Source organism: Rhizobiales bacterium NRL2, from assembly GCA_001664005.1.
In the GTDB taxonomy this organism is placed as follows: Bacteria; Pseudomonadota; Alphaproteobacteria; order Minwuiales; family Minwuiaceae; genus Minwuia.
Map to the genome: position 1 here is coordinate 179,031 of CP016093.1, position 12,147 is coordinate 191,177.

8 protein-coding genes are annotated in these 12,147 nt (G+C 72.5%); all 8 read left to right on the forward strand.

The features are described from left to right. The first annotated feature begins 54 nt into the window (after positions 1-54). The 8 genes from TEF_00790 to TEF_00825 all read left to right on the forward strand — a co-directional run bounded on the left by TEF_00790 (position 55) and on the right by TEF_00825 (position 12,146). Positions 55-2,280, forward strand: a complete 2,226-nt coding sequence (locus TEF_00790; GenBank protein ID ANK79486.1) for a hypothetical protein — start codon at positions 55-57, stop codon at positions 2,278-2,280. Then, positions 2,277-2,735, forward strand: coding sequence for a tRNA (N6-adenosine(37)-N6)-threonylcarbamoyltransferase complex ATPase TsaE (locus TEF_00795; GenBank protein ID ANK79487.1), 459 nt, complete (start codon positions 2,277-2,279; stop codon positions 2,733-2,735). The genes TEF_00790 and TEF_00795 overlap by 4 nt, the downstream gene beginning before the upstream one ends. After that, complete coding sequence (locus tag TEF_00800) at positions 2,725-3,726, forward strand: hypothetical protein (protein ID ANK79488.1); 1,002 nt, start codon at positions 2,725-2,727, stop codon at positions 3,724-3,726. Before TEF_00795 ends, TEF_00800 begins: the two co-directional genes overlap by 11 nt. Next, positions 3,723-4,454: a hypothetical protein gene (locus TEF_00805; protein ID ANK79489.1), complete on the forward strand. Its 732-nt coding sequence runs from the start codon at positions 3,723-3,725 to the stop codon at positions 4,452-4,454. Before TEF_00800 ends, TEF_00805 begins: the two co-directional genes overlap by 4 nt. A gap of 4 nt (positions 4,455-4,458) precedes the next feature. Then, positions 4,459-7,377, forward strand: a complete 2,919-nt coding sequence (locus TEF_00810; protein ANK79490.1) for a double-strand break repair protein AddB — start codon at positions 4,459-4,461, stop codon at positions 7,375-7,377. Further along, on the forward strand, positions 7,374-10,850 hold the full coding sequence (locus TEF_00815) for a double-strand break repair helicase AddA (GenBank protein ID ANK79491.1): 3,477 nt from the start codon (positions 7,374-7,376) through the stop codon (positions 10,848-10,850). Before TEF_00810 ends, TEF_00815 begins: the two co-directional genes overlap by 4 nt. A gap of 65 nt (positions 10,851-10,915) precedes the next feature. Continuing rightward, positions 10,916-11,233 carry a thioredoxin gene (locus TEF_00820; protein ID ANK79492.1) on the forward strand — a complete coding sequence of 106 codons (318 nt, stop codon included), beginning with the start codon at positions 10,916-10,918 and terminating at the stop codon, positions 11,231-11,233. Between the two features lie 127 nt (positions 11,234-11,360). After that, positions 11,361-12,146: a hypothetical protein gene (locus TEF_00825; protein ID ANK79493.1), complete on the forward strand. Its 786-nt coding sequence runs from the start codon at positions 11,361-11,363 to the stop codon at positions 12,144-12,146. Position 12,147: the final 1 nt, after the last annotated feature.

Here is a 12,147-nt window from a genome sequence, read left to right on the forward strand (position 1 = left end):
GCGCCGGGACATGTTGTGGTCCCCGTGGCCCGGCCATAATCTGGCGGTCCACGAGTGGACGAATCGATGACGCCGACCCCGATCCGCCGCCGCGCCTCATGGCCGGCCGGCGCCCTGACCGTTCCGACGATATCGGCTCTGGCGGCCTGGCCCGCCAGGGCGCAGGACGGTCTTGCGGACGGCGCCACAGCGACGGGCTGGATGATTGCAGCGGCCGTGGCGGCGGCGGCCTTTCTGGTGCTGCTGGCGCTTCATCTCGGCCAGCGCCGCCGCGCCGCGGCCGAACGGGCCGGCTTTGCCGAGCGGCTGGAAATCCTCGAGAGCGAGAGCGGCGAACGGACGGTGCAGACCGGACGCCAGGAAGCCGAGCTGGCGCTGCTGCGCGACAAGATCGCCGCGCTCGGCCGCGAGCGGGACGGCTACCGCGCCCTGCTCAACGCCGCGCCCGTGGCCGCCTGGCGGCGCGATTCCCACGGCGCCATCGTCTGGCGCAACCGCATGCTGGAGGGCATTCTCGGCCCCGACGCAACCGATGACGAGATCGCCTCGGCCAGCGATCTCGACCAGCCCATCCGCCTGGTGCAGGAAGCCCGCGACCGCGGCGAAACCGCCGAGGAGGAACGCCGTTTCGTGGTCGAGGGCCAGCGCCGCATCTTCCGCGTCTTCGAGACGCCGGAACTGCCCGACGGCGGCTCCGCCGGCTATGCCGTCGACATGTCCCTGCTCGACGAGGTGCGGCGCGAGATGCGCCGCCAGATCGAAGCCAATACCGAGATGCTGGAGCACATCACGACCGGTGTGGCGATCTACGATGCGGACAAACGGCTGATACACGCCAACAGCGCCTTCCGCTCGCTCTGGGGGCTGGACGAGTCGTTCCTCGCCTCCGGCCCGTCGATCGGCGAGGTGCTGGACCGGGTGAAGGAGCTGCGCAAGCTGCCCGAGCAGACCGAGTACCGCCAGTTCCGCAAGAGCCGCGAGGCGCTGTTCAACAGCCTGATCAATCCGGTCGAGGAGCTCTACCAGCGCCCCGACGAGCGCATGATGCGGGTGACCATCGTCCGCCACGGCCTGGGCGGGCTGATGTTCCTGTTCGACGACGCCACCGACCGCATCGTCCTGGAGCGGAACCTGAACACCTACATCGCCGTGCAGCGCGCCACGCTGGACAATCTCTACGAGGCGGTGGCGGTGTTCGGCCCGGACGGTCGGCTGAGCCTGTGCAACGCCGGCTACCGCATCATGTGGAACCTGCCCAGGGAGTTCACCGACAGCGAACCCCATGCGCGCGAACTTGTGGATCACATGTTGGAGGGCTTCGGCCATCCGCCGGAGCTTGCCGCCCGGCGCGACGCCTGGATCGCCAGCGCCACCGAGATCCGCTCCGGCGAGCGGCGCATCGAACTCCCGAACGGGCAGATCATCGACGCCGCGTCCACGGCCCTGCCGGACGCGCGCACGCTGTTCACCTATCTGGACGTCACCGACAGCTACCGCATCGAGCGGGCGCTGCGGGAACGCAACGAGGCGCTAGTCGCCGCCGACATGATCAAGTCGGAATTCCTGGAAAACATGTCCTACGAGCTGCGCACGCCGCTCAACACCATCCTCGGCTTCGCCGAGATCCTGCAGAACGACTATTTCGGCACGCTCAACGACCGCCAGCGCGAATACGCCTCCGGCATCCTGGAGGCGTCCGAACAGTTCCTGTCGATGATCAACGACATGCTGGACCTCGCCTCCATCCAGGCCGGGCATCTTCAGGTCGACCGCGACGTGTTCGTGGTCTCCGACATCATCGAGCAGGTGCAGGAGAAGTACGGCGAGCGCGCCGAGCGCCGCCAGCTCGCGCTCTCCAGCGAACTGCCCGACGACCTGCCCCGGCTGGACGGGGATCCGCGCCGCATCCAGCAGATCCTGAACAACCTGATGAGCAACGCCGTCAAGTTCACGCCACCCGGCGGTGCCATCACCATCGGCGCGGCGCGCACCGAGGACGGGGCGGACATCTGGGTCGAGGATACCGGCATCGGCATCCCCGAGGAGGAGCGCGAACGCGTCTTCGAGACCTTCCGCACCAGCGAGCGCCACACGAGGCGGGGCGCGGGGCTGGGCCTCGCCCTGGTGCGCAATCTGATGGAGCTGCACGGCGGCTCGGTCGAGCTGACCTCGGAGGTCGGCGTGGGCACCCGCGTGGTGTGCCACTTCCGCGACCAGATGCCGGAGGACACCGAAACCATCCGCATCTCCGGCGCGCCTGTCGAACCGTTGCGGTCTTGAGCGTCCGGCGCGCCAAGTTCCATCTGCCCGACCCGGCAGCGACCGAAGCCTTCGGCCGCCGGCTGGCGCGGGCGCTGCGTCCGGGCGACGTGGTGCTGCTGAGCGGCGATCTGGGCATGGGCAAGACCGCGCTGGCCCGCGCCGTCATCCAGGCTCTCGCCGGCCGCGCCATTGACGCGCCGAGCCCGACGTTCAATCTGGTCCTGCCCTACGACCTGCCGGATTTCCGGCTCTGGCATTTTGATCTCTACCGCCTGTCGGGTCCCGGCGAGGTCGAGGAACTCGGTTTCGAAGAGGCCGCGGCCGAAGGCGTGGCGCTGGTGGAATGGCCGGACCGGCTGGGAGATCTCGCGCCGCCGGACGCGGTGCGGATCGCGATCGAGACGGCCGGGGACGGACGGCGGCTGACCGTCGAGGCGACATCCGGTTTCATGGAGCGGCTCCATGACGCCTGAACGGTCGCAGGCGCTGAAGAAGCTGCTGACGGAAGCCGGCTTCGCCGGCGCGCGGATCGAGCCGCTGGCGGCCGACGCCTCCTTCCGCAGCTATGACCGCGTCTTCGCGCCGGACGGACGCCGCGCCGTACTGATGAACGCGCCGCCGGACAGGGAGGACGTGCGCCCCTTCCGCCACGTCGCCGAGGTGCTGGCGGAATGGCGGCTGTCGCCGCCGCAGGTTCTGGCCGCCGACGCGGCACAGGGTTTCCTGCTGCTCGAGGATCTGGGCGACGATCTTTTCGGGCGTGTCATCGCCCGCGACCCCGCGATGGAGGAAGCGCTCTATGCGGCGGCGGTCGACGTCCTCGTCAGCCTCGCCGGCCGCGCCGCGCCGCCGGACCTGCCGCGCCACGATCTGACGGCGCTGCTGGACGAGGTGGCGCTGTTCCTCGACTGGCGCCTGCCCGAGGTACGCGGGCGGGCGGCGAGCGAGGCCGAACGCCGCAGCTTCCGCGACGCCTGGGCCGAAGCGCTGATCTGTCCCTCCGACAGCCAGAACACGCTCGTGCTCCGCGACTACCATGTCGACAACCTGATCTGGCTGCCCGACCGCGACGGCCCGCGCCGGGTCGGGCTGCTGGACTTCCAGGACGCGGTGGGCGGCCATCCGGCCTATGACCTGGCCTCCCTGCTCGCCGATGTGCGCCGCGACGTGCCCGCGGTCCTGGAGGACGGGATGATCCGGCGCTATCTGTCCGTCACCGGCGCGGCCGAGGCGCCCTTCCGCGCCGCCTATGCGACATTGGGCGCACAGCGCAACACGCGGATCCTCGGCGTCTTCACACGGCTCTGGCGCCGGGACGGCAAGGCGCGCTATCTGGACTGGCTGCCCCGCGCGTGGCGTCTGCTGCGCCGGGACCTCGGCCACCCCGCCCTGCAGCCGGTCGCGGCGTGGTTCGAGCGCCACATGCCCGACGATCCCGCCGCCCGAGGAGAAACGCCGGAATGAGCAATCAGGTCCACCCCGAACTGCCCGCACAGGCGATGGTGCTGGCGGCCGGCTACGGCAAGCGGCTGGGCGCGGTCACGCGCGCCAGGCCGAAGCCGCTCGTATCGGTCGCGGGCCGGCCGGTGATCGACCGGGTGCTGGACCGCCTGTCCGCCGCGGGGGTGACGCGCTGCGTGGTCAACCTGCATTACAGGGGCGAGATGCTGCGCGAGCACCTGGAACGCCGGGAGACGCCGGAGATCGAATTCTCCCACGAGGAGGAACTGCTCGACACCGGCGGCGGCGTGCTGAACGCGCTGGAGCGCTTCGGCGGCGAGCCGTTCCTGTCGGTCAATTCCGACACCATCTGGCGCGACGCCTTCGGCGATTCGTTCAGGCGGCTGGGACGCGCCTGGGATCCGGAGCGGATGGATGTGCTGCTGCTGATGCAGTCCACGGTCACCGCCATCGGTTATCGCGGCCTGGGCGACTTCACCATGGCGCCGTCCGGCCGCCTCACCCGGCGCCGGCCCGGCCGCCTCGCCCCCTTCCTCTATGCCGGGGTCCAGATCCTGCACCCGCGCATCTTCGAGGGCCTGGAGGTCAGGCCGTTCTCGCTGAACCTGATCTTCGACCGCGCCGCCGAGGCAGGCCGGCTCTATGGCATGCGCCATGAGGGGGACTGGATCGACATCGGCACGCCGGACGGGCTGGAGCGGGCCGAGTCCCTGCTCCGGCGGACGGGCTGAAATCATGACCGGGCTGCTGACCGTACCGGCCGGGCTGCCCTTCGTGGACATCCTCGCCCGCCACATGCTGGCCGCCCATGGCGCCGGCGGCGACGGCCTGCTGGCGGACGCCCAGGTCTTCCTGCCGACCCGCCGCGCGGTGCGCTCGCTCAGGGAGGCCTTCCTGCGCGTGGGCGGCGGCGAGGCGCTGATGCTGCCTCTGATCCGGCCGCTGGGCGACCTGACGGAAGACGAGCCGCCCCTGCTGATCCTCGACCCGCGCGACGAAAGCGAATTGCCGCCGGCCATCGCGCCGACCGCGCGGCGGCTGCTGCTGTCGCGGCTGGTGGCCCGCATGCCCGGCCGCGCCGCCGGGCCGGCCGAGGCGCTGGGGCTGGCCGACGCCCTGGGCCGGCTGATGGACGAGACCCAGACCGAGCGGCTGGACTTCGCCGGCCTCGCCGGCCTGGCGCCCGAGCGCTTCCAGGAGCACTGGCGGCAGACGCTCGATTTCCTGCGCATCGTCACCGAATTCTGGCCGGCGGTGCTGGACGAGCGGGGCGAGATCGACCCCGCCCTGCGCCGCGACCGCCTGATGGCGCTGCTGGCGGCGCGCTGGCGGCGGGAGAAGCCGGCCCATCCGGTCTACATCGCCGGCTCGACCGGCAGCGTGCCGGGCACCGCCGAGTTGATGGCGGCGGCGCTGGCCCTGCCCGCGGGCCATGTCGTCCTGCCGGCGCTGGAGACAACGATGGAGCCGCGCGACCGGGAGGCCGCGCTGGACGAACCGGGCCATCCCCAGCACGGCATGCTGAGCCTGCTTCAGACCCTGCGGGCGAGCCCCGGCGACGTGCAGGTGCTGGGCGGGGACGCGCCTTCGCCGCGTCTGACGCTGCTGCGCGAGGCGCTGCGGCCGGCGGCGACCACGGACCGCTGGCGGGATCTGGACACCCTGCCGGCGGACGCGCTGGACGGCCTGACGCTGGTCGAGGCGCCGGATCCCCGCGCCGAAGCCACGGCCGTCGCCCTGAAACTCCGGGAGGCGCTGGAGACGCCGGGGCGCACGGCGGCGCTGGTCACCCCGGACCGCGTGCTGGGCCGGCGCGTCGCGGCCGAGCTCACCCGTTTCGGCATCCGCGTCGATGATTCCGCCGGCGCGCCGCTGCGCCACACCCGGGCCGGCGGCTTCCTGCAGCTCGCCGCCACGGTGCTGGCCGAGGGCGCGGCCCCGGCGGACCTGCTGGCTCTGCTGAAGCATCCGCTGGCCGCCGGGGGGCGCGAACCGGCGGCCTTCCGCCGGGACGTGCGCGCGTTGGAGCGCGTCATGCTGCGCGGCATCCGCCAGTATGACGACCTGCCCGGCCTCGCCGCCCGGGCGCCGGCGGTGAAGGGGGCGGAGCGCCACGCCACCTGGCTGGAAGAGGCCGCCGAAGCCGCCCGGCCCTTCCTGGAGGCCGGCGACAATTTCCAGCGCCGGCTGGAAGGCCATGTCCGCTTCTGCGAATGGCTGGCCGCGACGGACACCGGGGAAGGAGCTTCCCGGCTCTGGCGCGGCGAGGACGGGGAAGCGGCGGCGCAGGCGATCGCCGATCTGGCCGACAGCGCAGCCGCCGCGCCCCCCGCCGGCCCCGGCGACTGGCCGGAACTGTTCGACCGGCTGATCGGCGGGGTCACCGTCCGGCCCCGCTTCGGCGGCCATCCGCGGGTACAGATCCTGGGCCCCCTGGAGGCGCGGCTGCAGGTCTTCGATCTGGTGGTGCTGGGCGGACTGAACGAGGGCGTCTGGCCGGCCACGGCCGAAGTCGACCCGTGGATGAGCCGGCCCATGCGCGCCGCCTTCGGCCTGCCCGCGCCGGAGCGGCGGACGGGCCTGCAGGCGCACGACTTCCTGCAGCTCGCCGCCGGGCCGGAGGTGGTGCTGACCCGCGCCGCGCGCGCCGGCGGCTCGCCCACCGTACCCTCGCGCTGGCTGCTGCGGCTGAAGAGCGTGGCGGCCGGCGCTTCGCTGGACCTGGAGCCGGAGTCACGGCCGGTGGCCTGGGCGCGCCTGCTGGACCAGGCGGGCGACCCGCAGCCCGTGGCCGCACCCCGGCCCGTACCCCCCGTCGCAGCGCGGCCCCGGGAACTGCCCGTAACGGCGGTGGAAACCCTGATCCGGGACCCCTACGCCATCTTCGCACGCCGCATCCTGGGACTGCGCGCGCTCGACCCGATCGACGAGACGCCGGGCGCGATGCTGAAGGGCAACCTGATCCACGACGCCTTCGAACGCCTGGCGAAGCGTCACGACGGCGACTGGAGTCCCGGTCTCTGGCCGGTGCTGGCGCGCATCGGCGAGCAAGTCTTCGACGAGGCCGGGCTGCCGCCCTCATGGCGGCGGCTGTGGTGGCGGCGCTTCGAAAACGCCGCGACCTGGCTGCTGGCGGAGGAGGGCCGGCGCAGCGAGCGGGTGACGCGGCGCTTCGCCGAGATCCGCGGCGCGGTCGACGGCCTGCCGGGACTCGAGGATTTCCGCCTTACCGCCAAGGCCGACCGACTGGACGTCACCGGCGACGGTGGCGTCGTCATCGTCGACTACAAGACCGGCAACCCGCCGACGAAGAAGCAGATCGAGGCCGGATTCGCCGTCCAGCTGCCGCTGACCGCGGTCATCCTGGCGCGCGGCGGCTTTTCCGCCGAGGTGCCCGCCGCCCCGGCCGAGCTGGTCCACATCCGCGTCCACGGCGCGCAGGAGGGCGGCGCGTGGAAGCGGGTTCCGCTGGACCTGGAGCCGCTGATGGCGGAGACGGCCGAAGGCGTGGCCCGGCTGCTTTCCGCCTATGACGATCCGGCCCGGCCCTATCTCTCGCGGCCCCGGGTTCAGTTCCAGGGGCTGGGCAGCGACTACGACCACCTGGCCCGCGTCGCCGAATGGTCCGTCGCCGGCGGGGAGGAGGAGCCATGACCGCAGCCGCCGACCCCCTCGCCCGCACCATCGCCGCCCAGCGCAAGGCTGCCCGGCCCGACGCCTCGGCCTGGGTCAGCGCCAACGCGGGCTCGGGCAAGACCCGGGTTCTGACCGACCGGGTCATCCGCCTGATGCTGGAACAGGACGCGCCGCCCAACCGCATCCTGTCGATCACCTTCACCAACGCCGCCGCCGCCGAGATGTCGAACCGCCTGTTCCGGCGCCTGGGCGAATGGGCCGCGCTGCCCGACGATGTGCTGACGGCGAAGCTGACCGAATTGCTGGGTGAGGCGGGCGCGGCGCGCCAGCCCCTGGACCTGGCGCGGCGGCTGTTCGCCCGCGCGCTGGAGACCCCGGGCGGCCTGAAGGTGCAGACCATCCACGCCTTCGCCCAGTCGGTGCTCGGCCGCTTTCCGCTGGAGGCGGGCCTGAGCCCGGAGTTCCGCCTGATGGACGAGGCGGAGGCGCATGAACTGCTGGAGCGGCTGAAGCACACGATCCTGGCCGGGCGGTCGACGGACAGGGAGGTGGACGCGGCGCTGGAGCGGCTGATCGACCGCATGGCCGACGGCGCCTTCGACGAACTGCTGCGCGCGGCGCTGAACGCCCGGCGGGCCATCGAGGCGGCGATCGCCCGTCATGGCGGGGTCGACGGCGTCGTCGCCGAGATCCGGTCGCGCTTCGGCCTGCGCCCCGACGAGGATGAGGCGGCGGTGACCGCCGCAGGCTGCGCCTTCGGGGCCTGGGACGAGCTCGGTCTGCGCCGGGTGCTGGCCGGCCTGCGCCGGGACGGGGGCAAGAAGGCGGCGGCGAACGCCGATCTGATCGAGGCCTGGCTCGCCTCCGACGACGACGCGCGGCAGGCCCTGCTGGCGGACTATCGCGGCGTCTTCCTGACCCAGAAGGGGGAGCCGCGGAAGACCCTGATCCCGGCGGCCGTGGCGAAGGCCGATCCCGGCGCGCTGGCGGTGATGGAGGCCGAGCTGGGGCGGATCATGGAGCTCACCGACCGCTGCGCAGCGGCCGCCTGCGCCGACCGCACCGCCGACCTGCTGCGCCTCGCCGGCGCGCTGCTGGCGGACTACGCCGCGGAGAAGCAGCGCCTGGCGCTGGTCGACTATGACGACCTGATCCGCCGCACGCTGGGCCTGCTGCGCTCCCAGGCCGCCTGGGTGCACTTCAAGCTGGACGAGGGGCTGGACCACATCCTGATCGACGAAGCCCAGGACACCAGCCCCGACCAGTGGCGCATCGCCGAGCTGCTGAGCGCGGAATTCTTCGCCGGCGAGGGCGCGCGGGCGGATGTCGTCCGCACGGTCTTCGCGGTGGGCGACGAGAAGCAGTCGATCTACAGCTTCCAGGGCGCCGACCCGGAAGGCTTCGACCGCATGCGCGGCCATTTCCGCGAGCGCGCGCTGGACGCCCGGGAAAGCTTCGAGGATGTGTCCCTCGACGTCTCCTTCCGCTCCGCGCCCGAGATCCTCACGGCCGTCGACCGCACCTTCGCCGGCCCGGCGGGTGCGGGGCTGACCGCAGGCGGCGCGGCAAGCGCCCATATCGCCCGGCGCGCTGGCGCGCAGGGACTGGTGGAGCTCTGGCCGCTGGAGGCGCCCGGCGAGAGCGAGGAACAGAACCGCTGGGACGCGCCGATGGATACCGAGCGCCCCGACAGCCCCAGGCGGCGGCTGGCCGTCCGCATCGCCGAGCGGATCGCGGCCATGATCCGCGACCGGGAGACGATCGGCGAGGCCGGCGACCCGGACCGGCCGCTGCGCGCGATCACGCCCGGCGACGTGCTGATCCTGGTGCGGCGCCGCGACGCCACGGTGGCCGAGATCGCCCGCGAGCTGAAGCGCCTGCGCGTGCCCGTCGCCGGGGCAGACCGGATGGTGCTGACCGAACAGATCGCGGTGATGGACCTGATGGCGCTGGGCGACTTCCTGCTGCTGCCGGAAGACGACCTCACGCTCGCCACGGTGCTGAAATCGCCGCTCTACGGCTTCGACGACGACGACCTGTTCCAACTCGCCCATGGCCGGGAGAAGCACGAACGGCTCTGGCGCGTGCTGCGCCAGCGCGCGGACGAGCGGCCGCGATGGGCCGAAGCCGCTGCCGAACTGCGCGATCTGCTGGCCCGGGCCGACCAGTCGACGCCCTTCGCCTTCTTCGCCGAGCTGCTGGGCGCGGGCGGGGCGCGGCGGCGGCTGCTGGCGCGGCTGGGTACGGACCAGCTCGACCCGCTGGACGAATTCCTCAACGCCGCGCTGGACGACGAGCGCCGCCATCCGCCCTCGCTGCAGGGCTTCCTGCACCGCCTCCGCGCCGGCCAGTCGGCGGAGATCAGGCGCGACATGGAGCGCGGCGGCGGCGCGGTCCGCATCATGACCGTCCACGGGGCCAAGGGGCTGGAAGCGCCGGTGGTGATCCTGCCGGACACGACGCGCGCCCCGCGCTCGGGCAAGTCACCGCTGATCGCCCTGCCCGGGCCGGGCGGGGACGAGGACATTCCCGTCATGCGGGGCCGCGCCGCCGAACTGCCCGACCGCATCGCCCAGCAGGCCGAGCGGGAGCAGGAGCGCGGCCTGGCCGAATACAACCGCCTGCTCTATGTCGCCATGACGCGGGCGGAGGAGCGGCTCTATGTCTGCGGCTTCTACAATTCGGAACGCGCCCTTCCCGACGATGCAAGCTGGTACCGCGCGGTCGAGGGCGCGCTGGCGGAAATCGGGGAGACGGACGCCGACGGCGTGCTGCGCCATGGCCGCGGCGCGCCGGCGCTGACCGACGATGCAGGGGCCGCGGACGAGACCGAAGACCTGCCGGCCTGGGCGACGGCGCCGGCGCCGGCCGAACCCGCCCCGCCCCGGCCGCTGGCGCCTTCACGGCAGCCCGGCGAGGAACCGGACGCCGAACCGGCGGCGCTGAGCCCGCTGCAGCGGACCGGCGGGGCCGGCCGCCGCCGCGGCGTGCTGGTCCACCACCTGCTGCAGGTGCTGCCCGAGCTGCCGCCCGGCCGGCGGGAAGATGCCGGCGCATCCATCCTGGCGCGGCGGGCCGCGGACCTGGAGGCGGCCGAGCGCGCGGCCCTGCTGGCCGAGGCGCTGGGCGTCATCGCCGCGCCGGAGATGGCGGCCGCCTTCGCGCCGGGCAGCCGCGCCGAGGCGGCCATCGCCGGGGTGATCGGCGGTCATGTCGTCTCCGGCCAGGTCGACCGCCTCGCCGTCACGAACGATTCGGTGCTGATCGTGGACTACAAGACCAACCGCCCGCCGCCGCAGGAGGTGGCCGGCGTGCCGCTGGCCTATCTCAGGCAGATGGCGCTCTACCGCGCCGTCATGCGCCGGATCCACCCGGACCGCGAGGTGCGCTGCGCCCTGGTCTGGACCGTGGAGGCGCGGCTGATGGCGTTGCCGGCGGAGCGGCTCGACCATGCGCTGGCCTCGCTTGACCTGTCGCAGGCGGCTACCTAGATTCGGCCTCGCGCCGGAACGAATTCCGAGACCCATTTGGCGCCCCCGTAACGGAGAGAATTCTGATGACCACGGTCAAGGTAACCGACGACAGCTTCCAGTCCGACGTGCTCGGCTCCGACGTCCCCGTGGTGGTGGACTACTGGGCCGAATGGTGCGGCCCCTGCCGGCAGATCGCGCCGGCGCTGGACGAGATCGCCGGCGAGATGAAGGATCTGAAGATCGCCAAGATCAACATCGACGAGAATCCCTCGACGCCGACCAAGTACGGCGTGCGCGGTATCCCGACGCTGATGCTGTTCAAGGGCGGCGAGGTCGTGGCCACCAAGGTCGGCGCCGTGCCGAAATCCCAGATCCAGTCGTGGATCGAGTCCAACATCTGATCCTTATGGCCTTCGCGGTCGTATCGGGCGGGCCCGGCGGAAACGCGCGGGCCCGTTTTCCGTTTGCGCCGCGCCGGCGGGCCATGCCATGGCTTGGTCGCGACGTGTGCAGCAGTGGAGTAGAGCGTTGATCGGTTTCCCCGTCCGTCCGGCCCTTGCGGGCCTCGCCCTTCTGACCCTTCAGGCTTGCGCCGGCCAGCCGGAAACGCCGCTGGAGCCCGTCGACTGGAACGCCCCGCTCGCCGGCCGCAGCATCGACGAGATTCTCGCCGCGCCGGAGCGCGGGATCGACGCCGCGAAGCAGCCGGTGCTGATGGCGCGCGAACGCGTCGGCGTCCGCGTCGTCGACGTGCGCGGACCGGGAACCTGGCGGACCACCCTGGACCATGTCCACCGTCTGAGCCGCGCGGAACGGCTGGACGACGCCGAGGTCGCGCGCGCCATCGAGGCCCGCGCCGCCGAACTGCCCGCGCCCTATCTGTTCGAGCTGGCGCGCCGCGTCGTCGAGGAGGACCCGCAACGGGGTCTCTACTGGTACGCCCTCGGCCAGGCGCGGACGGTCTATGCCGGCGCGCGCTGCACCGATCCCAGCGTGCAGGCCAATATCCAGGCGACGCTGATCGACCTCAAACCCGTGAGCGAGAAGGCCCGGGTCGAGACCTTCGACAACGAACGGCTCTATGCCCGGATCCTGCAACAGGTCCGCGACCAGGGCCCGATCACCGACACCACGGCCTCGCCCTGGTGGATCTGCTCCAGCGGTCAGCGCACCCTGAACGCGGCCCGGCGGGGCGGGACCCTGGCGAAGGGCGACTGGCTGCTGCCGCGCGCCGACTGGCCGGTGGCGCGCAAGGCGGCGCGGGACCATCTCGACGCCGAGATCGCCCGCGCCCTGCGGGCCGCGGCGCAGTAGG

Excerpts from the sequence above, each read along its gene's own strand:
- TEF_00820 (ANK79492.1), top strand. The coding sequence starts at position 10,916 with ATGACCACGGTCAAGGTAACCGACGACAGCTTCCAGTCCGACGTGCTC.
- TEF_00800 (ANK79488.1), top strand. The coding sequence starts at position 2,725 with ATGACGCCTGAACGGTCGCAGGCGCTGAAGAAGCTGCTGACGGAAGCC.
- TEF_00810 (ANK79490.1), top strand. The coding sequence starts at position 4,459 with ATGACCGGGCTGCTGACCGTACCGGCCGGGCTGCCCTTCGTGGACATC.
- TEF_00805 (ANK79489.1), top strand. The coding sequence starts at position 3,723 with ATGAGCAATCAGGTCCACCCCGAACTGCCCGCACAGGCGATGGTGCTG.
- TEF_00815 (ANK79491.1), top strand. The coding sequence starts at position 7,374 with ATGACCGCAGCCGCCGACCCCCTCGCCCGCACCATCGCCGCCCAGCGC.